General features: G+C 55.4%; 25 protein-coding genes and 1 pseudogene. 16 read left to right on the top strand and 10 right to left on the bottom strand.

Annotated elements, in window-relative coordinates; translation table 11 throughout:
• The first annotated feature begins 111 nt into the window (after positions 1–111).
• From J5M56_RS02275 to J5M56_RS02245, 7 genes are all read left to right on the top strand, one after another.
• Complete coding sequence (locus J5M56_RS02275; RefSeq protein WP_207869417.1) at positions 112–3,336, top strand: phage tail tape measure protein; 3,225 nt, start codon at positions 112–114, stop codon at positions 3,334–3,336.
• A gap of 9 nt (positions 3,337–3,345) precedes the next feature.
• Positions 3,346–4,191: a phage tail protein gene (locus J5M56_RS02270; RefSeq protein WP_207869414.1), complete on the top strand. Its 846-nt coding sequence runs from the start codon at positions 3,346–3,348 to the stop codon at positions 4,189–4,191.
• Positions 4,166–4,372 carry a tail protein X gene (locus J5M56_RS02265; RefSeq protein ID WP_207869412.1) on the top strand — a complete coding sequence of 69 codons (207 nt, stop codon included), beginning with the start codon at positions 4,166–4,168 and terminating at the stop codon, positions 4,370–4,372. The genes J5M56_RS02270 and J5M56_RS02265 overlap by 26 nt, the downstream gene beginning before the upstream one ends.
• A 58-nt stretch (positions 4,373–4,430) precedes the next feature.
• Positions 4,431–5,483 carry a contractile injection system protein, VgrG/Pvc8 family gene (locus tag J5M56_RS02260; RefSeq protein WP_207869410.1) on the top strand — a complete coding sequence of 351 codons (1,053 nt, stop codon included), beginning with the start codon at positions 4,431–4,433 and terminating at the stop codon, positions 5,481–5,483.
• A 25-nt stretch (positions 5,484–5,508) separates the two neighbouring features.
• Complete coding sequence (locus tag J5M56_RS02255) at positions 5,509–6,060, top strand: glycoside hydrolase family 19 protein (protein ID WP_207869408.1); 552 nt, start codon at positions 5,509–5,511, stop codon at positions 6,058–6,060.
• The gene (locus tag J5M56_RS02250) at positions 6,057–6,584 is read left to right on the top strand and encodes a lysis system i-spanin subunit Rz (protein WP_207869406.1); all 528 of its coding nucleotides are present in this window, start codon (positions 6,057–6,059) and stop codon (positions 6,582–6,584) included. The genes J5M56_RS02255 and J5M56_RS02250 overlap by 4 nt, the downstream gene beginning before the upstream one ends.
• 152 nt (positions 6,585–6,736) lie before the next feature.
• A complete protein-coding gene (locus J5M56_RS02245) occupies positions 6,737–7,531 on the top strand; it encodes a DNA adenine methylase (RefSeq protein WP_207869404.1) in 795 nt (264 codons plus the stop codon).
• 526 nt (positions 7,532–8,057) lie between these two features.
• On the opposite strand, the gene J5M56_RS02240 is transcribed toward J5M56_RS02245, so the two are convergent.
• Together J5M56_RS02240 and J5M56_RS02235 are read right to left on the bottom strand one after the other, a co-directional pair.
• The gene (locus tag J5M56_RS02240) at positions 8,058–8,333 is read right to left on the bottom strand and encodes a hypothetical protein (protein WP_207869402.1); all 276 of its coding nucleotides are present in this window, start codon (positions 8,331–8,333) and stop codon (positions 8,058–8,060) included.
• Between the two features lie 6 nt (positions 8,334–8,339).
• Positions 8,340–8,636, bottom strand: coding sequence for a helix-turn-helix transcriptional regulator (locus J5M56_RS02235; RefSeq protein ID WP_243430466.1), 297 nt, complete (start codon positions 8,634–8,636; stop codon positions 8,340–8,342).
• A gap of 269 nt (positions 8,637–8,905) precedes the next feature.
• On the opposite strand from J5M56_RS02235, the gene J5M56_RS02230 reads away from it, so the two are divergent.
• Both J5M56_RS02230 and J5M56_RS02225 read left to right on the top strand, forming a co-directional pair.
• Positions 8,906–9,502 carry a hypothetical protein gene (locus tag J5M56_RS02230; RefSeq protein ID WP_207869398.1) on the top strand — a complete coding sequence of 199 codons (597 nt, stop codon included), beginning with the start codon at positions 8,906–8,908 and terminating at the stop codon, positions 9,500–9,502.
• A 157-nt stretch (positions 9,503–9,659) separates the two neighbouring features.
• Positions 9,660–9,992: a hypothetical protein gene (locus J5M56_RS02225; protein WP_207869396.1), complete on the top strand. Its 333-nt coding sequence runs from the start codon at positions 9,660–9,662 to the stop codon at positions 9,990–9,992.
• Between the two features lie 462 nt (positions 9,993–10,454).
• Here J5M56_RS02225 and J5M56_RS02220 read toward each other — a convergent pair whose 3' ends face one another.
• From J5M56_RS02220 to J5M56_RS02200, 5 genes are all read right to left on the bottom strand, one after another.
• Positions 10,455–10,727, bottom strand: coding sequence for a hypothetical protein (locus tag J5M56_RS02220; protein ID WP_207869394.1), 273 nt, complete (start codon positions 10,725–10,727; stop codon positions 10,455–10,457).
• 98 nt (positions 10,728–10,825) lie between these two features.
• Positions 10,826–11,176: a hypothetical protein gene (locus J5M56_RS02215; protein ID WP_207869392.1), complete on the bottom strand. Its 351-nt coding sequence runs from the start codon at positions 11,174–11,176 to the stop codon at positions 10,826–10,828.
• Between the two features lie 233 nt (positions 11,177–11,409).
• On the bottom strand, positions 11,410–11,643 hold the full coding sequence (locus tag J5M56_RS02210; protein WP_207869391.1) for a hypothetical protein: 234 nt from the start codon (positions 11,641–11,643) through the stop codon (positions 11,410–11,412).
• 350 nt (positions 11,644–11,993) lie between these two features.
• Positions 11,994–12,662, bottom strand: a complete 669-nt coding sequence (locus tag J5M56_RS02205; RefSeq protein ID WP_207869390.1) for an HNH endonuclease — start codon at positions 12,660–12,662, stop codon at positions 11,994–11,996.
• A complete protein-coding gene (locus tag J5M56_RS02200; RefSeq protein WP_207869388.1) occupies positions 12,663–13,874 on the bottom strand; it encodes an AAA family ATPase in 1,212 nt (403 codons plus the stop codon). It abuts the gene before it with no gap.
• A gap of 585 nt (positions 13,875–14,459) precedes the next feature.
• On the opposite strand from J5M56_RS02200, the gene J5M56_RS26660 reads away from it, so the two are divergent.
• The 5 genes and pseudogenes from J5M56_RS26660 (at position 14,460) to J5M56_RS02185 (ending at position 17,599) form a co-directional block, all read left to right on the top strand.
• Positions 14,460–14,729: a hypothetical protein gene (locus J5M56_RS26660; protein WP_243430414.1), complete on the top strand. Its 270-nt coding sequence runs from the start codon at positions 14,460–14,462 to the stop codon at positions 14,727–14,729.
• Positions 14,730–15,050: 321 nt separating this feature from the next.
• Positions 15,051–15,361, top strand: a pseudogene (locus J5M56_RS26655) (site-specific integrase); the annotation flags it as partial.
• Positions 15,362–15,536: 175 nt separating this feature from the next.
• Positions 15,537–16,319, top strand: coding sequence for a VOC family protein (locus J5M56_RS02195; protein ID WP_243430412.1), 783 nt, complete (start codon positions 15,537–15,539; stop codon positions 16,317–16,319).
• 144 nt (positions 16,320–16,463) lie between these two features.
• Positions 16,464–17,006, top strand: a complete 543-nt coding sequence (locus tag J5M56_RS02190) for an AAA family ATPase (protein WP_207869386.1) — start codon at positions 16,464–16,466, stop codon at positions 17,004–17,006.
• A gap of 80 nt (positions 17,007–17,086) precedes the next feature.
• Positions 17,087–17,599, top strand: coding sequence for a GrpB family protein (locus tag J5M56_RS02185; RefSeq protein WP_207869384.1), 513 nt, complete (start codon positions 17,087–17,089; stop codon positions 17,597–17,599).
• Between the two features lie 55 nt (positions 17,600–17,654).
• On the opposite strand, the gene J5M56_RS02180 is transcribed toward J5M56_RS02185, so the two are convergent.
• Together J5M56_RS02180 and J5M56_RS02175 are read right to left on the bottom strand one after the other, a co-directional pair.
• Positions 17,655–18,275: a tyrosine-type recombinase/integrase gene (locus tag J5M56_RS02180; protein WP_207869382.1), complete on the bottom strand. Its 621-nt coding sequence runs from the start codon at positions 18,273–18,275 to the stop codon at positions 17,655–17,657.
• A gap of 194 nt (positions 18,276–18,469) precedes the next feature.
• Positions 18,470–19,411 (bottom strand): aromatic alcohol reductase, encoded by a 942-nt coding sequence (locus J5M56_RS02175; RefSeq protein ID WP_207869377.1) that lies wholly within the window; start codon positions 19,409–19,411, stop codon positions 18,470–18,472.
• A 98-nt stretch (positions 19,412–19,509) separates the two neighbouring features.
• Between J5M56_RS02175 and J5M56_RS02170 the strand changes: the two genes are divergently transcribed.
• Both J5M56_RS02170 and J5M56_RS02165 read left to right on the top strand, forming a co-directional pair.
• Positions 19,510–19,959, top strand: coding sequence for a helix-turn-helix domain-containing protein (locus J5M56_RS02170; RefSeq protein ID WP_207869375.1), 450 nt, complete (start codon positions 19,510–19,512; stop codon positions 19,957–19,959).
• A gap of 205 nt (positions 19,960–20,164) precedes the next feature.
• On the top strand, positions 20,165–20,920 hold the full coding sequence (locus J5M56_RS02165) for a hypothetical protein (protein ID WP_207869373.1): 756 nt from the start codon (positions 20,165–20,167) through the stop codon (positions 20,918–20,920).
• 116 nt (positions 20,921–21,036) lie between these two features.
• Here J5M56_RS02165 and J5M56_RS02160 read toward each other — a convergent pair whose 3' ends face one another.
• Positions 21,037–21,630 carry an MliC family protein gene (locus J5M56_RS02160; protein WP_243430410.1) on the bottom strand — a complete coding sequence of 198 codons (594 nt, stop codon included), beginning with the start codon at positions 21,628–21,630 and terminating at the stop codon, positions 21,037–21,039.
• Positions 21,631–22,003 lie beyond the last annotated feature (373 nt).

Below are 22,003 nucleotides of genomic sequence, written 5' to 3'. Positions count from 1 at the left end.
TGGCCCAGCGGTTGGCCAAGGAACTGGGCTTTTCGTCTGGTGAAATCATGACCATGCCCTGGGAGGACATGGTCTGGTGGCTCATGGATTGAGCCGCTAAGGGGGTAACCGATGGCAAGCAAACTGGCGTTATCGCTAGAGATCGGCGGCGTGGTGGCGTCGTCGGTCGGTGCGGCTTTCCGCACTGTCGAAAGCAATATCGACAAGCTGGCGAAAAAAGGCGACAAGGCCAAGGTGCTCAAGAGCACCATTGGCGAAACGATAAAACTGCAATCGGAGTGGAAGCGGGCCCACGACACTGGCTCTGCAGCCGCTGACAAGCTGCTGCGAAAGCTCAACGGCAACCTTGAAGTGCTGCGCAAACAGGGCGTCGAGGTTGGCCGGCTGGGTCGCGAGTACCAACGGCTAGCCCGTGATGCAAAGGTCGCTGACCTGCAAGTCAAGGGGCATCAGCAGATAGCAGCTGGCAAGTCCTCGCTCAAAACAACTGTGGGTGCAGCGGCGGTGGGTGTTGGCCTGACCGCCATTCCCACCAAGGTCAGTGCGGATTACCAGGCGATCATCCGTGACATCGCGATCAAGGCCGACGCGGCCGGCAAGCCGCAGGAGGTAGAGCTCAGTCGCTCGGTTATTCAGACCTCTAAAGATACGGGCATGGCCCGTAACGATGTGGCCGATCTGATCAACCAGCTTGTGGGTGCTGGCATGGACTTGGACAAAGCCATGTCATATGCGACCACTGCCGCGAAGTTCTCGGTTGGCCAGGGAGCCTCCGGTGTCGACACAGCCAGCATGATCATGGCGTTGCAGCAGAACGCCAAGATCACCGACCCGAAGGTGATGCAGCAGGCGCTGGAGGCAATTGCCTACCAGGGGCAGGCGGGCAGCTTCGAGGCCAGCGACATGGCGAAGTGGTTCCCGCAGCTGCTCGCGGGCATGGAGAAGAATGGCATCACCGGGTTGGATGCCGTCTCGTCCCTGGGCTCGATGCTGCAGGTGCAGATGAAGACCGCCGGCAGCTCGGACGAAGCGGCGAACAACTTTAAGAACTGGATGGAGAAAATCGGCGCAAGCGACGTGGTCAAGGCCTACAAGGACGCAGGCATCGACTACCAGGCGTCACTCAACACTGGCCTGCAGAAAGGCATGAACGTCATCGAGGCGTCGATGGGGCTGGCCATGCAGTACGTCGAGGCTACCGACCCGGCCAAGGCGAAAAAGATCAAGGACGCCCAGGCCAACATCGACAAGGAAGTCGACCCGGAGAAGGCGAAGGCGGCCCTCGAGGCCCTGGAGAAGACACTGCGTACGGGCGATTTGTTCGCCGACATGCAGGTCAAGGCAGCGCTGACAGCCTATGGGCAGAACCGCGGGCTGTACAACAAGCTAAAAGCCGACTCTATGAAGGCGACCGGCATTCTCGACAAGAACCTGGCGGAGCGTCGAGAGACGTCTTCGCAGCGCTGGGCGGAGCTGTGGCAGGCCACTGACGATGCTATGCGCAGTATCGGTGATGCCATCCGGCCGGCCACTGACGCGTTCGCCCAAGGCGCCACGGCAGTGGTGCAGGGTATCACCAAGCTGTCGGACAAATTCCCCGAGGTTGCCATGGGCTTTGCTGGGCTGGCAGCGGGGATTGCTGCGCTGTTTGCGGTACGCAGCACGGCCAAGATCGGTCGCGGTGTTTTCAACGTAGCGCGTGGTCGCGGAATGGGGCGTCGGCGTCGTAGCCAAGTTGAGGCCAACCCTGCTGAAGCAGTTTCACCAGGGACCGGAAATCCGGTAATCGACGCTGGGCTGGGAGCACTAGGGAAGGTGCTGGGCTCGCCGGCTAGCAATGACGGCGGACAGCCGCTTGGCAGCGCGCCTCAACGGGTTTTCGTGGTGAATGCCGATGCCTTCCGCCGCATCGGGTCTGGCGGCGGTGACTCTGGCCAGGGCGTACAAGGTGGAAGCCGTCGAGCTCGGCGGCGTCGGCGCCGACAGGCTCGCTCTGTGGGCAATACTCAGGCAGTACCGAGCCCGTCGCCTGTCAGAAAAGTACCAAGTCCGTCACCGGTTAAGGGGGTGACGGCCACGGCAGATGTCGCAACTGGGGCCGGCAAGCTCGGGCGCGTTGTTCGTGGTGTGCGTGGCGTGACGCGCTTGGCGGGCAAGTTGCCCGGTGGCAAGTTTATTGATGCCGTTCCACAGGTGCTAGACACAGCCTTGAATGCACAGACCCGCGATGAGAAGGCCGAGGGCTATGGCAGCGCCGCCGGTGGTGTGGCGGGCGCTTGGGCCGGGGGAGCGGCCGGTGCAGCCATAGGCTCGGTGGTTCCCGTCATCGGTACCGCTATCGGCGGCGCCATTGGCATGGTCCTCGGTGGTCTTGGCGGCGATTCTATTGGGGGCTGGTTGGGTAAAGCCTGGTTCGGCGATGACAAGGCTGAGCAGCCGGAGAAGCCGGACGACAAGGCCCCCCAGGAAACTTCTGTAGCGGTCGTCTCAGAGCCTGTTGCGCAAGCCCCCGCATCCGTTTCGAAGCCTCCGGATCCAGTGGTGAAAGGTCTCGATCCAATCCAGCCACCGGCTTCTGATGTCGGCTCGCCCGAAGCGATGTCTGTCGCCAAATCTCCCACCCCGGTGGTGAAGTCGCCGGATCCGGTGGTCAAGGGTCTTGAGCCGACACAGCAAGCGTCCCCGGCGACCAGTCCGCCCCATGCGCCAAGTAAGTCCGTCGACCAGATGACGGACGAGGAAGTCGAACAGGCTTACAGCAGGTTGCCAGCGTTCGCACGGCGCGATCCGTTTGAGGGTGTAGGCGGTTTTGGCGAAGGGGACGGCGGGCTGGACCGTGACTTCGCGCCGGGCCTGTCACTCCAGCCGCTACTTGCTAAGCCGCGTGTCGAGTCTCCACCCGTCGATCAGCAACAGGCACTCGGTATGGCCATGCGTGCCATTGAGCAGGTGCCCCAGGTGTCCACCTCTATTGCGCCTGTGATCAACCGAGTCGTCGAGCGAAGCCAGCCCGGCCTGCTCGAGGTCCAGCAGACCGACAAAGGTAGCGCCGTGGGTGATGTTGTGAAGTCGCTGGTCGAGTCGGTGCAGGCGCCGGTCCCGGCAACGGCGGCGGCGGTGCAGGGCATTGAGAAGGCGAAGCCTGAGGCGCCCAAGGTTGAGCAGGTATTCAACTTGTCAGTGAGCATGCCGGTGACGGTGCAAGGAGATGTGAAAGATCCGTATCAGGTGGTGCGAGCCATGGAAGCACCGTTACGCGACCTCATCGGTAGGGTTCAGGGAGAGTTGGCTAGCCGTCAAGCAAACGTCCAGCTATTCGATGCTTCTCACGTTTAAGGAGGTGCCATGGCTTACATGGAGCAAATGAAGTCCACGCTGTCCTCTCTGGTGGCGGCAGGCGAGGCCGGTCGCACCCGCCTCGACGGCATGTTGGGGCCGCTCAACGGTGCCGTCAGTGACATGACCGGTGCGGCCTCGGAGTTAGAGACACTGCCAATCATTGGCCCTGCGGTGGGTGCCAAACTGCAACGTACCATGCGTGCGATCAACGCTGCACAGTCGACAGTGGGCATCGTAGCGGCTAAGTACAGCCAAGTGACCAGCGCTGCTAAACAGGTGCAAGAGCGACTGGGCTCGCTCGGAGAGCAGGCCAGCAAGGCCGGGGCGGCGATCAACCGCATGGCCGGCAAGCTCAGTCCCTCACTGGGCAACATCTTTCCCAGCACCGCCTTGTCTGCGGATGCCACCCCCGCAGCCGAGGCGGTAAAGCCGTTTCCTCACTTGCTGATCTTGCAGCCGCTCAAGGCGGGTTCCCAACCGTTCTACTTCAACCTGGACACGGCAGCGTTCGACGAACTGCAGCGCCGTACAGCGTTCCGCTGGGCGTCCCAGGAGCGCCTGACCCGTGATATCGCCCAGCAGGGCGTAGGGCAGGGCGAGGACACGCTTACCGTGAAGGGCGCTGTGTTCCCGCTGTTCAAGGGCGGCATCAGTCAACTGGACGCGCTCCGCACCATCGGGAAGCTTTTACTGCCGGTCAGCCTGACTACCGGGTATGGCGCGGTGTTGGGTAACTGGTGCCTGCAGAAGGTGGAGGAAGACCAATCGGCGCTGCTAGCTGGGGGCATTCCTCGCAAACAAGGCTTCAACCTGGAGTTCACGAAGTATGGTGATGACCTGCAGAACGTCTGAGGGTGACCTGCTCGACACCCTTTGCCAGGCTTACTACGGCCACCTGCTTGGCACGGTTGAGGCCGTGATGGAAGCCAACCAGGGGCTGGCTGATGAGCCTCAGCCCTTCCGCGCCGGGGTGCTGATCACTTTCCCCGAAAGGCCTGCATCTGATGCGGAGGAAGTCACCCTTTGGGATTGACCCTTGAGCCCGTGCAACAAACCCCGCCCTGAGCGGAGTTTTTCATTCTGGAGTCCCCATGAAACCCACTTTTCGAATCGTCGCGGACAATCGGGACATCACCACGCTGATCAACGACAGGCTCTTGTTATTGCGGACATCGGATAAGCCCGGCATGGAGTCGGACGAGTTCGAGCTGCGCATCGATGATCGCAACCAGGCCGTCACGCTACCCAAGCGCGGCGCCAAGATTGAAGTCTTCCTGGGCTATGAGGGTAAGTCCTTGGCCCGCCTGGGCAGCTACACAGTCGACGAGATCGAGGTCACCGGCCCGCCGGACACCATCACCCTCCGAGGCAAGGCAAGCGACATGCGTGGCAGCGGGAAGACCACCCGCAGCGGCAGCTGGGAGGGCGTACCGCTCGCGCAGATTGTCAGCGAAGTCGCCGCACGCAATGGCTGGAAGCCTGGGTGTACGGTGCAGACCAAGGTGCCCCGCGTCGATCAGCGCAACGAATCGGACTTCAACTTCATCACCCGCCTGGCCAAGCAGTACGACTGCACTGCCAAGGTCGGCGATGGCCAGTTACTGGTGATGCCTCGTCAGGGCGGCACCACCCCTGGAGGCAAGACGTTCGGTGCCGTCACCATCAATCGCAGCGACGTGAGTCGTTACTCGTTCCGGCTCGGTGATCGCAGCACGCAGAAGGCGGTGAAGACCCAGCATCAGGATAAGAAATCTGGCGTGTTGAAAGTGGTTGAGCTGAGCAATGACGAGGCTCCTGAGGGCCTGCCCGCAATACACACCGACCGACACATTTACCCGCACAAGACTGCTGCCGAGCAAGCCGCTAAGGCCCGCTTGGCCGCGTTCAACCGCAGCACGGCGAGTGTGCGTCTGGAAATGGTCGGGCGCACCGACTTGTTTGCAGAGCGATCGATCAATGCCCAGGGCTTCAAGGTCGGCCTGGATGGCGAGTACCTGGTCGACAGTGTGGAGCACGTATTCACAGCCCCAGGATGGTCGACCACGGTCGAGTGCAACGGCGGGAAAAAGGGCAAGGCTAAGGCCAAGGGCAAGAAGAAAAAACAGAACAGACCCCTGCGCACGGTGGATGTAGCCCCGGCGTAACCAACTACTCACAGGAAACAACGCGATGCCTATCAACGAGAAACAACTGCAGCAGATCCTCCCGAACGCCGGCCGTAAAGCCGGCGTTTTTGTTCCCGCCCTAAACGCCACCATGGGCAAGTTCGCCATCATCACGCGCCTGCGCATGGCCGCGTTCCTCGCTCAGATCGGGCATGAGTCGGGCCAGCTGCAGTACGTCCGCGAGCTGGGCAGTGACAAGTATCTGTCGAAGTACGACACCGGCAACCTCGCGCAGCGCCTGGGTAACACGCCGGAGGCGGACGGTGATGGCCAGCTCTACCGTGGCCGTGGGCTCATCCAGGTGACGGGCCGGTTCAACTACGAGGCCTGCAGCGAAGCCCTGTTCGGTGACAGCCGGTTGCTCAATACCCCCGAGCTGCTCGAGCAACCTGTCTACGCCTCGATGTCGGCCGGCTGGTTCTGGCAGAAGGAGGGCCTGAACACCTTGGCAGACAAGGGTGACATCTTGACCATCACAAAGCGGATCAACGGCGGTACCAACGGCCTGGAGGATCGCAAAGCCATCTACAAGCGAGCGCTTGAGGTGCTGCGGTGAGCACCTGGGCCATTCGCTTGGTCGCTGTGGCGCTGCTGCTGGCCGCCAGCGCTGGCGGAGCACGGGCAGCCTGGGTGTGGCAGGCCAACGCGTACAAGGCACAGCTCTCTAAACAGGCCGATGAGTACGGCCTGGAGCGAGAGCGGGCTGCAGCGGTAGCCCTCGAGCAGCTGGCGCAAGAACAGGATGCGCGGCGCGCCCTGGAGGCCCGCTTACAGGCCCAGGCACAAACGCACTGGAAGGAGATGGAAGATGCTCAACAAACTCAAGCTCGCCTACGTGACCGGCTTGCTACCTCTGATCTGCGGCTGTCAGTCCTGGTCGACGTCGGAGCCCTTGCCGGCTCGGGTTGTGACGGTGGGGTGCGAGACGCCGCCGGCACCGGAGGCGTGGTACATGGCGCCGTACGCGCCCAACTTGACCGAGCGCATGCTCAACGAATTGTCGCCATCACCGACGAAGGCGACCGGGGACTGATCGCGCTGCAGGCCTGCCAGGCCTACGTCCGCGAAGTCACCCAGTAGAAAAGAGGCGAGCCGGGCGGATGCGTCAACATCCAGCCCGGCCCGCGGAACCCGCAGACCATTCCTGCAAGTCCAGCCGCAGCCTCTGCCTTGTGCACAAAGCGCGGCGAGCCTAACACCTGTTTATCTATACAGTAAAGACTTGCATACCTATGACCTCTCCAATCATCCCCTGGATGGGTGGCAAACGCCGCCTGGCCGACCGCTTGATCCCCCTCTTTCCCCCTCATGAATGCTATGTCGAAGTCTTCGCTGGCGGTGCCGCGTTGTTCTTCATGCGTCCCCAGCCCGCCCCGGTGGAGGTGCTGAATGATCTTAACGGTGACCTGGTCACCCTCTACCGCGTTGTGCAGAACCACTTGGAGGAGTTCGTGCGTCAGTTCAAATGGGCGCTCAGCTCTCGCCAGATCTTCGAGTGGCAGAAGATGACACGCCCCGAAACCCTCACCGATATCCAGCGCGCTGCTCGGTTCTTCTACCTGCAGCAGCATGCCTTCGGTGGCAAGGTCACCGGGCAGACGTTCGGTACCGCCACCACGGGGCCAGCCATCAACCTGCTGCGCATCGAGGAGAACCTTTCCGCCGCCTGGCAGCGCCTCGCCGGTACCTACGTCGAGAACCTGTCCTGGCTCGCCTGCGCCGAACGCTATGATCGAGCGCACACGTTCTTCTATATGGACCCGCCTTACTGGCAGACCGCAGGCTATGGCGTCGACTTCCCCTTCGAAGAGTATGAGCGCATGGCCGACTTCATGCGCCGGTGCAAGGGCAGGGTGATGGTCAGCATCAACGACCACCCGGACATCCGCCGCGCCTTCGACGGCTTTCACTTCGAGTGCCTGGATATCCGCTACAGCAACACCAACCAGCGGCAGGGCAAGGCGGAGGTGACCGGCGAGCTGGTGATCATGAACTGGCTTCCGTCAGAGCTGCAGCAGCTTTTCTAACTGCATATATTGGAGCAAGCGCACAACTTCAATGCAGAGAGTGATAATTAGATCGATAGTGTGCATAGCTTTCTCCGGGTTGAGTGTGCCCGCTCGGCTAGGTGGCGAGTGCGTTAATACTTCAGAAGCGGTGATTTAGCCGGGGAAGTTTGTTTCTTGTCAATGGTTATTTTATTTGGAGCGTTTTTGGGCTGGTGGTTAGGGGGTTCTTAATCACTGTCCAAGCGGCTGAGCGCTTTAATTACCTGGCTTTCGAAGTGGCTGTACTACAGCGAGGGCGAGAGTTGTACTACAGGAGTCACGGGATTTGTACCACAGTGGAAGCCTTGTTCGTACTACGACAAGGCTTTACTTGCGGTGTTGCAGAAGACTAATTTACGTAACTACGGAAACCTAATTTAGGTAACTACAGAAACTTAATTTAGGTAACTGCTGAAACCTAACTTAGGTAACTGCTGCAACCTAATTTAGGTAGCAGCAGAAACCTAATCTACGCAGTTACAGAAACCATAATTTATATTTCAGGTCACAGCTGCGCGTCACAGGCCAGCTCGGCCAACCGCTGACTAGCGACATTGTCGACCAAAATCTCCAATCGCTCGATATCGGCGCGAAGCAGAACATGCCCCATGTCCAGGCCAAGGCAGGCCCCCTGCGCGTTGGCTTGGGCAATCAAGCAGTTTACGGGGCTGCTGGCAGCTTCAATTGATGCGAGGAGCAGACGAAGGCGCCGCTGGATCTCGTCTGGTAGCACCATGCCAGGTACCAGTTCTCCGCTTGGGAATCGGTAGCGCTGCGTCATGGCTGGTTACTCGAGTAGGTGGAAGTCGCTGCGGCTCTGGGGGTCTTTCGTTGAGCCGCGACAGTTCATGCCCCTAAGTGGCGGGTGGCCAGGGAAAAACACTAGGCCCTCAGCCTCAAGCGCAAACGCCAGTGCGTGCATGCTCACCGTTCTGAGGCTTGTGAGGCTTGCACCGCCCTCTAGCCGCTGGATGGCCTGCGGGCTAACGCCGGATGCTGAACTGAGGTCTTCGATGCTCCAGCCCAGCAGTTCACGGGCAGGCGCAGAATGAACGTCCCTAAAACTGAGTGGCAGATGGTCCATGAGCCACGCGATAGCTTCAATTTGATTATCGTCCAGGTTGAGGCGAAGCGGTTGCCGGTCGAGCACTTCAGTCATCATGATGTCACTATGATATCTGTATATTTATACAGTATAGGTTATGCTGGCGACGCGGCAAAGTGGAGTGAACACGTTCAGCCAGTCATCAGCGTTGAGCGCATACGCTCTCGCTCTCGAATTTTGCTCGACCGCCTGACAGTTTCAACGCAAGCTCTGAATTTTTCACGTGAGATGCAATGAGGAAAATGAGGATGTCCGACAACATTAAGGTTGCAACGGCCTGGGCCCTGTGGGGCTTCTTGGCCATTGGTTTCCTAGGCTGGACGTTGTTTGTGGTACTGGAATATGTACAATTTCCCTGCGATTCAAAGTTAGATTTAGCTCCATGGGTAGCTATATTTATATCGCTTCTAGCGCTAGGCGCTACTGTCTGGCAAGCACATCTTTCGCGAGCTCACAACAAGTTAAGTGTGCGTCCGCATTTGGCAGGTCATAGCACCTACAATGATGAAGGTGTTTATAAATTCGAGCTGCGTAATGTTGGGCTTGGTCCGGCGATTATTACCGGTGCCAGAGTTTATCGCAACGGTGTGCTGGTAGAGGGGGAGGGGCCGCCTCTCGTAATCAAAGTATTTGATGGGGTGCCAGGTTGTGAGTTGCTGGAGCATGAGTTTTTCTATCTTGAGTATGTGCTTCCTGCCGGTAGTTCGGTAGAGATATGCACTGTAAAGTTTGATGAGGGGATTTCAGATATCGACACCTTTCTGGCTGGTCATCTTGCGCTTGAGCTAGATTACATGTCGGCATACGAAGAGTTACTTCCGATGTTCTCGACACGTAAGGCTTAGCACCATCATGGTGTGGGGGTTTTACGCAGGCTCGATGGAAGCCCCGCCGTAGAGCTTGGCGAGCTACGCGCAGAGAGCTGGACATCCATGCTGACTTCGAGGCATAGTTTCACTCCATTGGCCCTGGTCGGGTCAGTACACTTAAAAGGAGTTAAAGATGCAATTTGTTTTTCTGAATGCCGATGATACTGCTGCTGCGTTGATTGAATCCTCGCCAACGTTTGTGGCCAAGTACCCGGAGCAGGCGGCTGCCGTTCAGTACGTAAAAGACGCAGCTGTTGATCTCTTTAAGAAAAAATATCAAACAGCGCAAGCTGCGAGTGAGATTAATGATGGCGTACTGCACATGCCAATCTGGAAGGGTGTGGGTGTGACCTTTGGTACTGCCACTCATGTGGGTGCGGAGCCGGAGCAATGGCCGTTGCCCTTCACGGTCCCGGGTAATCCTGTGATTCTCGTGAATCTCTGGACTTCTTTGGCGATTAACTAATAACAAGAGAGCCCATGGCGTGGCAGATCAGTTTCTGGAAGAAACAAGGTGCCGTATGGCGCAGCTCCTAGCAGAGCTTGAGTTTTCGATAGCTACAGTTGAAATGCTTCCGGTCACGGGTGGTCCGGCTACCGAAGGGGCGCGAGTGCGGGCTCTGGAGTCGATGAGAAAACTTCGGAGCGAATACCTATCGATAGGTGAGGCTTTGGGTGGTTTACCAAAGAAGCCGCTTCACTGACGCGCATATGTCACGTGAGCCGATCCTAGGATCGAGTTAGCTGAACCATTCGGGCGAGATTGGTGCAAACCGTTGTAAAGGCGCTTACGCCCTGAAGTTATGGGGTTGAGCGCCTTCTCTGGTCCTACGGCAGCACAACTGGTGTGTTGCGCTGAAGTTTACTCTTTTTGAATTCGATTCCATTCTTGCGAGTACCGCTCGGTTTCGTTCACGCAATTTTCGCATTAAACGCTGCCGTAATAGCCTGCTTGTTCTAGTGCCACTGATAGATCTTTGCCCTCTAGGGTTGCCTGACACTCATTATGATGACCGCCAGGATCCTCTACCCCCTCACACTCTCGGTGCAAATGAGGTTTGAGTACTGCTTTCTGAGCTGTGCTGAGTTTGTCAAATCCTTTATCAAGAGCCAACTTAGCGATACCGCTAACCTTATCGTCCGAGTGGTCAAGATCGCCGTTTTTAAGTAACTGCTCTAGTATTGCACTTTCTTCGCTCATTTGTGTTCCTTATTTATAGTGCGTTTTTTGAATGTCAGCGCTGAGTATTCAGGGGTTATGTCTATTAAGTCTTCTAGTCCAAGTTTAAGCTCAGGCTCTTAGTTTTTGGGGCTGTTGTATTGGCCCTGTTGAATTATTTCGTTTGTCCAAGCGAGAACAAGGCAAAGTCCCAGATTCTGAACGCCCCATCTGCGTCTTTCATCCCCAGCGTAACCATTATAAATTTGCGAAATTTGTTCTTCGTAGAGAGCTTCAAAGTCTCCATAGACGGAGCTGTCTAGCAGGAAGCTCAGATCTATATCATTGCCGCATTGTTCTTTAAGGAAGCGCAATGTTTTTCCCGATTCAATTGCGCTATGTATATCAGAAATTGTGATGTTGTTGTGTCTGCCAGAATCAATTACCTTATTGATTTGCAGTATTAGTCCTGTGAGTGCTGTTATTTCCATGTGATCTCCATTCAATTTTGATTGTTTGGGATGTATAAAATGTCATTTCTCATTGAGTGCCACTGTTTTGAGATCACTCAGTAAAGGTCAGAGTGTCTACAGTCAGGGCCTACAGGGGGAGGGTGAGCCATAAGACATTCCATACGAACCTAAGCCCATTTGGCGTCTTTTCCTTGTCCTTCCGCAGCGCACTCGGGCGGGTTCAAATCCCTATCCTTGGTGGATGGGATGGATCAGTGCAGGTGAGACATAGAGCGGTACTTTTTAATGAGACGATCAAGGCGCGCCCGCATCTGGACTACCTCCCAGTCATTACCTGGCCTGCCTTGATCATCCACTATGAACGAGTTCCTGACCCGTTCCAGGACCTGAAGATCAGTGAGTTTGTCGAGCTCGGCTGATGTGAGTTGGGGGTTATTTGCCAGTACCAGGGCACGTAGCTCTTCCATTGCTCGGTCGCGTTTCATCGACAAACTCCTTTTGCCAGCTCGAGGATTATAGCCCGCGCAGATCACCCCTCCTCCGAATCATGATCAGTGGCTAGCTCGTCGTCAGTAGGGGGGATCCGTGGGGCAAAAATGGGGCAAGCCGTAGGCCATTCCATGCCAAATTATGCCCAATTAGACGTTGATACGTAGGTACAAAAAAGGCGCCCAAGCCCCTATTTATTGGGGCTTGGACGCCTTTTCTTATCCCTACTCCAGCACAGTCGGTGTGTGATGTTCATTACGTGTCAGTAGAGTCGGATTGTGGGAGTCCTCTGTGGTTTTTTGATGACTTTTAAGTTCGCCTCATATCGGACTATGGCTTTGATTGCTCAGTCGCCAGCTACCGGGATAATATCATCTACGAGTGCATAAATCGTAGGATCATTTAGGGCGACCCAGCGCAAGAAGGCAGAGTATTGCTGAGCATCCCTCACCATGTGTCGTATATGCAATACGGCTTGAGCCTTGTCTTCTTCGATTGTATTTGGGTCGATGTATTTATTGATGTACCTAACAAAAGTTGCATACTCCGAAAATAGCCGCTTCTTCATGTATGCTGAGGTGACTTTTTTGTTTCCGGTGTTATCTTCGTTGAATATCCTATGTATGAGTTCTGCGGTAGACTGCGTGCTTTCGTCAGGTAATCTAGCAATAATTCTAACTTTTGCCCCGGGTGACGCTGGGGCGATATGTTCGATCGCCCTTAATATGTCGATGCGATCGTCGGTGCAGTTCAATAGGTTGTTGTAATGATGTCTTTTGAAGTTGTTGCATCGTGCGCATGATAGAAATAAATTTTCCCACGCATAGGTGAGTTCCTCATCACCTTCATGTGCTACAAAATGCTCGACGTTCAAGGAGAGTGGTTCTTGTGTCTCGCAAATATAACACTTACCAAGGAAGTCACGATTGAGTGCTTCGAGAACGTCATCACCTGCATAGTTTCTTCTCGCAGCCAACGATGCCGGAGGCGGGAAGCTTCTAGTTACTTTGAACATTTAGATGTCGCCACGTTTATGTTTGAGAATTTTGTTTATGGCGATTTCTAGGTGCATCTCTGATTCGCTATCCATGCCGCCTCTAAAGGGGCTAAGCTCTTTAGCTAAAATCATGGCCTCATCTGATATGCTTTCTTTTGATGTGAGCTCTACGAGTCGTCCTATTTTGTCCTCTAGATTTTTTGAAATCACTGGTACGCCGAGAAGTCCCTCAACGATAGCCTCTATTGAATACATGGAAAGGTTTTTAGAGACCTGGTTGGAAGAGATGTCGAAAATTATCGTATCGTCTGTGGAGGTTATGACGAATGGGGAGTGAGTGCTTACAATAAATTGAATGTTAGGGAATGATTTATATAAGAATGGCAATATCTTTCGCTGAAGTGAGATGTGCAAGTGAGCATCTATTTCATCGATAAGTACGATGCCGGTCAGGTCTGTGGGGATGATACGATGATATTCTGCTCTAATGAATAAGTCGGAATATATTTCAAATATTGCAGCGTAGCCGGATGAAAGGTTTTGAAATGTGAAAGGCTTCTTGCCCTGCTGGTGAATGTAGTATCTTAATTCGTCGGGATTGAAAACTGCCCTAACAGATTCATCCTCAAACAAATATTGTAGATTTTCATTAAAGCTATCGAACCAATTTTTGATTTTTGTTTCTATGTGTGATCTTCGGTCGGTTGCTAATGCAAGTCTGACTTGCATATTTACCAAGTGCTGTTCAAATTCTTTGCCAAACTTGTGATCTGGAAAATAGCGTGTTTCTGTCTTCTTATATGCCTCTGCTGATGTAACGGCTTTAATTTCTGCCTGTCGGTATGCGGTGTATAGGCGAACGACAGCCTTGTTGCTCTTATAGTCCTCCAGCAGATTTTCTCCATTGTGAATTCGTACAAGGCATGGATCTTTGTCAAATTCCTGTTTGCGTAAATTGCGAGTTGATTGGATTTGGTTCCGGTAATTTTCTTCGTATTGCGGATATAAATTGATTTGCTCTATGAGACTTTTGATCTGATCTTTTCGAAGTTCGTCTTGTGTGAATTCGTGCGAGACTAGTTTTTTTAGTCTTTCGTGAATGCAGGTGAGTAGAGATGTTTTTCCTGCACCATTCTTGCCTATGATTATGCAGTTTTGTCCATTGAGCCTAAAGCGGTATCTCTTTTGAGTGTTAACTAAGAAGCCAGCAACTGCGTGCACATTTCCCATGTTTTAATCCTTTGTGTTTCTATCGCTTTGTGCGGATCTGCCGGAACGGGGCGTCCATATGTCCTAAGGATCAATGTGCCATTCTCGCCTTCGACCTAGGCTGGAATCAATGAGCAGTCAGTGCGGGGTGGCGTGGCCGTCGTGCTGGTGTAGACTCATTTGGGTCTCGAGTATCAGCTAGTCGCCCAGTGCAAGCCCGGCCAATGAGCCCTTTGCATACCCTGGTTGGGGGGGATTATTGGGCATATTTAGGGCAATTACCGGGCCGCTTAGCGCCGAAGCAGCCCGAGGGAAGATAAGCAGTCACCCCGGCTTGCTGGCTTATTCAAGCCTGATGACCGACACGGGCGGATTCAAATCCCTATCACCGCTGGTCTAAAACAGGCAGCTCGGCCCAGATGAGACTAGTTCCGGTCGCCACGCAATTGCGGAGGACAGGGCAAACTGAAATCTATACAAGCACTCGATTTTGTATAGGATTATCGCCCGTCGATCAGGAAGTGTCGCACCCGCTATTGGGCAGCCGGCGCCATGGGTCTATGGTGGGATCACTATGGGAAGGAATCGCAGGCCGAAGGAGGCCTTATGAGAACTCGAGGCGAGGTCTTTTGGGATTGGGCTGACCCGATTTTGCATCACCGTGATCACGTAGAAGTGCTGGACGACGGGACATCCATCGACGTTCAAGTACGTCTATCTCGAACTGGCAGTACGCAGCTATTCATAGGCGTGTATTCGCCGCGTGGCAACGTCATTCACGAAGAGTCATTTGACAATCGGCCAGGGGAGACGATGAGTACTGCGCTGGCTTGGGGCGTGGATCTAGCTCGCCAGGCGGTGATGGAAGCTGCATAGAGGTACTTTGAGAAGCCCAGCCGAGAGCTGGGCTTTTTTGTGGCCGTCAACGCGAGGGTGGTTGGTACAAAATTGGTACGGATTGTAGAGTGGTGCATTAAAGCCACCGTGGATTAAGGCCTCTGAGTAGTACCGTCCCAATCCATCATCGGGGCAACGCTGAAGCGGCGTGACGGTTCAGGCGGCATGGTTTGTGGCTTTGAAGCTGATTCTAGGGGCATTCTGGTCTACGCATTTTGGTGCCGTTTTTGGGGGTTTTGAGCGTTTTGGCCTGGCATTGGGGTATGTACCACCGCCAACCACGCTTGTACCACCGAAATCGTGGCAACGATTAGAGCAAGGAAAAAGGCCGATGGGACGCTCAATTACTGCGTCCAGATCCGTCCGAAGAAAAAGGGTGTCATAGTTTATCAAGAAGCTCAGACATTCGCCCGCAAGCAGGCCGCCCGGGCCTGGGCGAAGCGACGAGAGACCGAGCTCGCTGTTCCTTGCGCGATAAGGTTGATTCCGAAATCTGCCAGCAGGTGCTGGTGGATTACGCGCTCTGGCGGATGAGTCCCGTAGATGGAGGCATCAGACCGCAGACGGCCGGTAATGATCTGGCGCACCTGGGGTCGGTGCTGTCCCTGGCCATGACGGAGTGTCTGGCACAGATCGGCTGAATACTCGGCACCTCTGTATTCGCCGTTGTCGCGTGAACTGATCGAGCTTGGGTAAGTGGAATTAAGATCGAGAGAGCCGGATGAAGAGCATGCAACAAACGAGGTTTTCTGATTAGGGAGATAAAAGACCCTGAGGCGTTCAACCTTGCATCATCTGGTCATTGTTTCACCGACCCTCCCTTCGGGATCGCAATTTGTTGAGCGTCAGCTTGGAGTACGGTTGCAGACAGGTGGTGAGCATCCGCGCATGAGCACTCACAACCTGCTGCTGCGGTTAGGAGAGTCTTTATATCTTGAAGTGATAGCTCCGGACAGCAAGGCGCCGTTGCCTACGAGGGCTAGGTGGTTAGGTCTGGATGGACTGAGCGAGCAAGCGTCGCCATATCTAGCCCACTGGGTCGCGCGTACAGAGCATCTGGATACCGCAGACGGAGCACGCCGAGATGTTGTTGGCGAGATTGAACCGATGAGCAGGGAAGCACTTTCGTGGAAAATAACTATTCAGCCTGATGGGCATCTACCTCTGAATGGGGCAGTCCCGAGCTTGATCGATTGGGGCGAATCGGAGCATCCAGCTCAGAGTCTCGGTGATCAAGGCTGCGAATTGGAATACTTGGAAAGTGCTTTACCGGATCCCCGTCTGTTGGAACGGCAACTGGAGTCTATAGGTTTCATTGGCGCGGTGAGTGTATTACGCAGCGAGCGACATGCATTGAAAGCGTATATCAATACACCGAATGGCCTTAGTCATCCTGTAACCAGCAACCTGTCTTTTGCCGATTTTATGGCCGGGCAGAATTGGGCAGCGTGTGATGAGGAGATCTTATCGCTGAACGTCCGCCATGGGTCGTTTGCTGTCACTCGCGCCCGACCGCTTTCGACCGGAACAGGCCTCTTTGCCAAACGCCAACCACCGTTCTTAGCCTGAACGCAGTCTGTGACGAACATTGAGGTGGGCCTGTCCCGTAACAACGGCCGCCCAGAGCACGAGTGCGCTTGCAGTTGACCGCGTCGCCCATTGCCGTAGAATCGCGCGCCCGAAATTCAGTAGGCATGTCGAGAGGGAGCTTCTATGCAGCGGGTGATGATCATTGGTCAGCCAGGATCTGGGAAAAGTACCCTGGCGCGCAAGCTTGGCGAGCGCACAGGCTTGCCGGTCGTGCATATCGACACGATTCATTGGCAGCCAGGGTGGGTCGAGCGGAGTCGGGACGAGAAGACGCGTCTTTGTCATGAGGTCGAGGTCCGTGAGCGCTGGATCTTCGAAGGCGGGCATTCGACCACATGGCATAACCGGCTGGCTCGCGCTGACATGTTGATATGGATTGATCGCTCAGCACCGCTTCGATTTTGGCGCGTGTTCCTCAGAACGGTGTTGAACCGCGGTCAATCCCGGCCTGACTTGCCGGACAACTGTCCGGAGCTGCTGGCCAACCTGCCGGAGTTTTTCAGGTTCATGTGGCGAACGAAAACCTCGTCTCGGGAGGCGATGAAGCGATTCGTGGCGACGGTCCCGTCGGGCTGTCGCGTCATCTGCCTGCGGTCCAATCGGGATACCGATGCTTTTCTCGCGAGCATGGGCATGCGTCCTGATCAGGTTGTGCAAGGGCATTAGATGTTAGATCGCGCTCGATTGGCGGCAGGCGCCTGTCGTGAAGTCGCATCAGAACGTTTTCACTTGTCCAAGGAAACCCCATGGCGCTGACCAGCAAGATCACGGCCTACAACTCTGCATGGCCGCAACGGTACGAGGCGGACAAAGTGCTGCTTGCCTCGGCATTCGGCGATGAGCTTGTCGCCATGCACCATGTAGGCAGCACGGCTGTCCCGCAACTTGCGGCCAAGCCTGAGATCGATGTGCTGATAGAGGTTTCAGCGCATCGCAATGAGGCAGCGCGAGACGAGGTGTTGCTGACGCTGGGGTATGTGCGCGGCAGTGACCTGTCGGAAGGACACCACTTCTACCGCCGCAATGTTGGCGCGATACGGACCCACAAGATTCACATTTGCAGGCGTGGTCACCATTCAGTTATCCAGATGCTGACGTTCAGAGATTTGCTCAGGAGCGACGCCTCCCTTCGGCAGCGATATCAAGATCTCAAGATGGAACTGGAAGCCACCAATATCAGCGGAATGGCCGAGTATCTGGAGAAAAAGGCGCCGTTCATTATCGCGGCGTTGCTTGAGGTCGATAAGGGGCGAGGGTGATGGTCCGCCATGGATCGGTTAGCGACGGTCTGCCCTCGACCGTCGCTTTGGATGGTCAGACCTCCGTCTGCTCTGCCATCTCCAAGGCATCGTCGACCTCAATCCCCAGATATCTGACGGTGCTTTCAAGCTTCGTATGGCCAAGCAAAAGTTGGACTGCCCTCAGATTCTTGGTTCTACGATAGATCAACGAGGCCTTTGTTCGCCGCAGCGTGTGGGTGCCGTACAGCGCTGGATCAAGGCCAATGGCTGTCACCCAGGCTTTCACTATTCGAGCGTATTGCCTGGTGGAGAGATGAGCTGAACCGTGTAGCCGACTCGGAAATAGACAGTCCTCGCTACGGAGATTAGCCTGGTGCATCCAGGCTTCCAAAGCCATACGGGTTTGCTCGGTGATCTCAAATTGCACTGGATGGTGAGTTTTCTGCTGCATCACGATCGCTCGTGACGACACATGCTCTCCATGGGCTACGTCCCGTACACGAAGCTTGGTTAAGTCGCAGGCTCGCAGCTTACTGTCGATTGCCAAGTTGAACAACGCCAGATCCCTGGATGTCTCCGCGATCTGGAGCCTTACCCGGATGGGCCAGATATCTCTGAGTCGGAGCGGGGCTTTCTGCCCGACTAGCTTTCCCTTGTTCCACGGGCGATGGGTGTAGATAGCAGCGATTTTCATGAGGTCTCCTCCGCGTTAGAGGAGGACAAGGGTGAACTCGATGCGATGGACGGTCGCTAACCGACCCTTTGCGGACACTGAGGTCCTACGCTGAAGTCTAGACAGCTTGTCGCCCTCTAAACACTCAACCTAGTTATCAGCGTCCACTGTCGAGCCTAGGAATTTCTCGACAAGTCAGCTATCTGTCGTCGCGCTCACTTGCCCCCAAGGTTCGCTCGAGCCCATTGCTCAGCGGTGGTTACTGGAATCGAATGCTGTTCGTTGAAGGTTCCCGATTTAGGCCATGCCACACCTCTGCCCTGTGCGAACACAGCACGGTACTTTTTGATGTGATGGGTAGGGTCTTTTCTCAGCTCATCCATCAGGAAAGGAACAGTCCACACGTTGGTTTTGAACGGACGACCCAGCGCATGTTCGAGGATGTTCGCGACTTGTCCATACGACACCGTGTCGCCTGAGAGATAGACAATCTCGTTGCGGAAGCGAGGTTCGAAGAAGACGATTTCCGCCGTGAGAGCGCCGATGTCGTCTGGTGTGGTGAGCGTCACGCTGTTCTCAAGACTGCCGAGAGCGTTAACGGTGTCATTGTCGAAGTCGACGACCTCAAATACGGGCTCGAAAAGGAAGCTGGTGAACATGCCCGTCGAGATAATGACCCATTCAGTTTTGTCTTGCGCACGAAGCGCCTCGCGTACATCGAGTTGAGAATCGAAAAGATCTTGGGGGCTGCCCCGACCGATCACTTCGAAGTCCACGCCAAACTGCCACGGGAAATAGCGCTTCACTCCCGACCTTAGCGCTGCGGTTGCCAGTTTCATGGGGGTTTCTCGACCCGCGACCATACCGGCACAGCCTATGACGGTATCGAACCGGGCGAACACTTCAGCTAACTGTTCAATTGAATCGTTAACCAGGTCGGCTGCCACCATCTGAATGCCCAGCCCGCGAAGCTCATCGATTTCGATCTTTTTCTCCGGTATCTGGGTGTTAATGGTCGACTCTCGGAGAAGAACGCTGATTTGGGAACCGGGGGCGCGTTTTGCCACTCGCGCGAGATTGCGCAAAACCGGGAGACCAAGTTCCCCGGCGCCGAGAACAAGAATGGATTGAGGGGCAAGTGGGGTTGTTTCGGTCATGATTCCTCCTGAGGCGTGATGCCTATAACATAAGCAAATGCTGGCATGATCAGGCAGTACTCGTAAGAAGGCACACGCGTGATACCTAGGAGGAATAAATGACCAACCAAGAGGCTCTGAGCCAGGCAGAAGCCATCTGCCAAACGCTCCGAGAAGACGATGATGGCGTCAGGCGGGAAGTCCTCGCTCACGCAGGTAGCCGATGGTCATTGGGCATCCTACATGCCTTGGGCGTGTACGGCACGATGCGCCACGCCGAGATAAAAAGACAGATGACTGGGGTGACCCAGCGAATGCTCACCAAGACGCTGCGCGCCATGGAGCGGGATGGATTACTGCTTCGACGAGAGTTCGAGGAAATTCCGCCGCGCGTCGAATACGAGCTGACGCCGCTGGGTATGGAGCTGTTGGTTCGGATGTCCCCCATTTGGATGTGGGTGGTCGAAAACGCTGAGGAATTCCGCGAAGCGCGTCGCGCTTTCGACCGTCAAGGTGAAAAGAAGCCTGCTTGGCAAATCCCCACCACGGCACTCTTTGACTCAGAGTAATCGATAGCGTACATCCTCATTCAGATAAGTAGCACTCGATATGACCTAGCAAAAATCGAACGCATGCCTTTGGCCTACAGCCGTCCTTCGCGAAGGACAGCTTTGGGTCGATAGCAGACGCTTTCGACCGGCTGCTTTGGACCCAAAGTGGTCGGTCACGGTCTATCTTCTAAGACTTGAGTCAGATTAATCGAGGCGTTGATGCATGAATTCTCTCTGGATCGCAGTGGCCATTTTTGGGTGCTTGGTTGCCGCCTCGCTTCTCATGATGCAGTGGTACCCTAAGCTGGCATCCCACCATAGAGATGAAGACACAAATACAGTAATTCGCCTGGTAGCTAATATTTTTGTGGTTATGACATCGCTGGTCTTTGGATTGATGATCAACTCTGCCAAAAATACCTTCGAGTCGATTGACGCGAACTTTCATGGGTATGCAACCAGCATGATCATATTTGATCGGACACTGCGGGGCTATGGCGATTCGGCACAAGACACCCGCAACCGACTGGTCACCTATCTAGAGCACGCTATTAAGACCCCGTACCGGGGGGACGAGGCGCTGCAACATCGTAACAGCGAGGCAGCTAAATACCTGGATGACATAGGAAAGTCTTTGGCTGCCATAAAGCCGCAAGACCGCTACCATGAAACTATGCTTCAGGATATTCGTCAGCAATATCATTCGCTTATAGAGCAACGTTGGAGGATCGTCGAGCAGTCAGAGGGGGCAATTCCCGGCCCACTCATTGGGATGCTTGTTACTTGGTTGACGCTCATTTTCGCCAGTTTTGGATACCGAGCGCCACGTAATTCAATGGTGATAGGAATGTTCGTCGTTTCTTCTATGCTTATCGCGGCTTCCGTGTATCTGGTATTGGATATGGACGTGCCATTTCACGGTCCTATCCAAATATCCGACGAGCCTCTGCGCAGGGCGCTCGCCGTAATGCAGCTTTAACGAAGCAGGGCGCGCTGGTGTTCTGGATGATGACTTCGTGGCGGACCACATCGAAGTTCGATATTGGCCGATAGCTACCCCTGGAGAATTCCTGAAATGGGTCATAACGGCGGCTTTCAACGCTTGGTGCAGTGCATTTCCCGCCCCTGATACCCCCACACCACGATGGCCTCGCCATGTCGCTCCCATAAACTCTCATTTTGTCCCTGGTAGCGCGCGCCGCTTGCGGTATGTTCTAGGTACATCAGCGAACTGCGGTCACCGAACTCGACGATGGCCGTGGGCGGCTCGGTGCGGAAGAACCTGGCAACCACCTCCTTGGCCGGGTTGCCGTCACACTGGTAGAAAACCGGCCCGGTGGCCTCGACCAGCCCGTAGCGCGCCTGCAGTGCGGCGATGCGCAGGCGGTAGCTGTCGGCGATGCAGGCGGGCTGGTCCGCGCTTTTCCAGCAATCGTTGCGGCCTTTGATCCAGCCCCGCTGCTCGGTCATGAGCATCGGCGGATGTTCATTGCCGGCCTTCTTCTGCGCGGCTGTGTAGACCTCGGCCATTTTCCGGTCCAGCGCCGAGAGCGGTTCGCTCTGGCAGATCTGTTGTTCGATGCTGCCGGCCTCGACCTGAGTGCAGTTGAAGGCAGGTCCCGCAGCTTGAGTGTGCGACAGAGGCAGGGTGAGCAGCAGGGGAAGCCAGTGTTTCATGGGAACCATCATTAGCGATTCAGAATACTGGGCTCAGTCTAGCTCGGCGCTGAATGACGCGTAGGGTAGCCTAGCTTTTCGGCATCTATGACTGCTGTTGGCCGATTGCTGTCCTCCGCGACTGATCGCTAAGGGTCGGAACCAGCCAGTCGCGAATGGCCGCTATCGACCCGAAGCTGCCGGCCGCTACCGGTTTGTGCCTTTTTTGGCGGTTGTGAGCGTTTTGGCCTCACAGTGGTGGGTTGTGCCAGCGTCAATCACGCTTGTACCAACGAAAATCATGGCAACCAACAGAGCAGGGAGAGAAGCCGATGGGACGCTCAGCTACACCGTCCAGATCCGCTTCAACGAAAATCGGGCGCCCAGTTTTCCGAGAAGCCCAAGT

This window comes from Pseudomonas sp. 51_B, from assembly GCF_017491595.1.
Lineage (GTDB): Bacteria > Pseudomonadota > Gammaproteobacteria > Pseudomonadales > Pseudomonadaceae > Aquipseudomonas > Aquipseudomonas promysalinigenes.
This window is presented reverse-complemented; position numbering and strand designations above follow the sequence as displayed.

Coding starts and splice junctions, on each gene's coding strand:
- J5M56_RS02240 (WP_207869402.1), bottom strand. CDS start 8,333: ATGACGCAGCGCTACCGATTCCCAAGCGGAGAACTGGTACCTGGCATG.
- J5M56_RS02210 (WP_207869391.1), bottom strand. CDS start 11,643: ATGAAACGCGACCGAGCAATGGAAGAGCTACGTGCCCTGGTACTGGCA.
- J5M56_RS02185 (WP_207869384.1), top strand. CDS start 17,087: ATGGCGCTGACCAGCAAGATCACGGCCTACAACTCTGCATGGCCGCAA.
- J5M56_RS02225 (WP_207869396.1), top strand. CDS start 9,660: ATGCAATTTGTTTTTCTGAATGCCGATGATACTGCTGCTGCGTTGATT.
- J5M56_RS02230 (WP_207869398.1), top strand. CDS start 8,906: ATGTCCGACAACATTAAGGTTGCAACGGCCTGGGCCCTGTGGGGCTTC.
- J5M56_RS02235 (WP_243430466.1), bottom strand. CDS start 8,636: ATGGACCATCTGCCACTCAGTTTTAGGGACGTTCATTCTGCGCCTGCC.
- J5M56_RS02265 (WP_207869412.1), top strand. CDS start 4,166: ATGGTGATGACCTGCAGAACGTCTGAGGGTGACCTGCTCGACACCCTT.
- J5M56_RS26660 (WP_243430414.1), top strand. CDS start 14,460: ATGAGAACTCGAGGCGAGGTCTTTTGGGATTGGGCTGACCCGATTTTG.
- J5M56_RS02170 (WP_207869375.1), top strand. CDS start 19,510: ATGACCAACCAAGAGGCTCTGAGCCAGGCAGAAGCCATCTGCCAAACG.
- J5M56_RS02220 (WP_207869394.1), bottom strand. CDS start 10,727: ATGAGCGAAGAAAGTGCAATACTAGAGCAGTTACTTAAAAACGGCGAT.
- J5M56_RS02160 (WP_243430410.1), bottom strand. CDS start 21,630: ATGATGGTTCCCATGAAACACTGGCTTCCCCTGCTGCTCACCCTGCCT.
- J5M56_RS02175 (WP_207869377.1), bottom strand. CDS start 19,411: ATGACCGAAACAACCCCACTTGCCCCTCAATCCATTCTTGTTCTCGGC.
- J5M56_RS02180 (WP_207869382.1), bottom strand. CDS start 18,275: ATGAAAATCGCTGCTATCTACACCCATCGCCCGTGGAACAAGGGAAAG.
- J5M56_RS02190 (WP_207869386.1), top strand. CDS start 16,464: ATGCAGCGGGTGATGATCATTGGTCAGCCAGGATCTGGGAAAAGTACC.
- J5M56_RS02200 (WP_207869388.1), bottom strand. CDS start 13,874: ATGGGAAATGTGCACGCAGTTGCTGGCTTCTTAGTTAACACTCAAAAG.
- J5M56_RS02165 (WP_207869373.1), top strand. CDS start 20,165: ATGAATTCTCTCTGGATCGCAGTGGCCATTTTTGGGTGCTTGGTTGCC.
- J5M56_RS02205 (WP_207869390.1), bottom strand. CDS start 12,662: ATGTTCAAAGTAACTAGAAGCTTCCCGCCTCCGGCATCGTTGGCTGCG.
- J5M56_RS02255 (WP_207869408.1), top strand. CDS start 5,509: ATGCCTATCAACGAGAAACAACTGCAGCAGATCCTCCCGAACGCCGGC.
- J5M56_RS02270 (WP_207869414.1), top strand. CDS start 3,346: ATGGCTTACATGGAGCAAATGAAGTCCACGCTGTCCTCTCTGGTGGCG.
- J5M56_RS02275 (WP_207869417.1), top strand. CDS start 112: ATGGCAAGCAAACTGGCGTTATCGCTAGAGATCGGCGGCGTGGTGGCG.
- J5M56_RS02245 (WP_207869404.1), top strand. CDS start 6,737: ATGACCTCTCCAATCATCCCCTGGATGGGTGGCAAACGCCGCCTGGCC.
- J5M56_RS02260 (WP_207869410.1), top strand. CDS start 4,431: ATGAAACCCACTTTTCGAATCGTCGCGGACAATCGGGACATCACCACG.
- J5M56_RS02215 (WP_207869392.1), bottom strand. CDS start 11,176: ATGGAAATAACAGCACTCACAGGACTAATACTGCAAATCAATAAGGTA.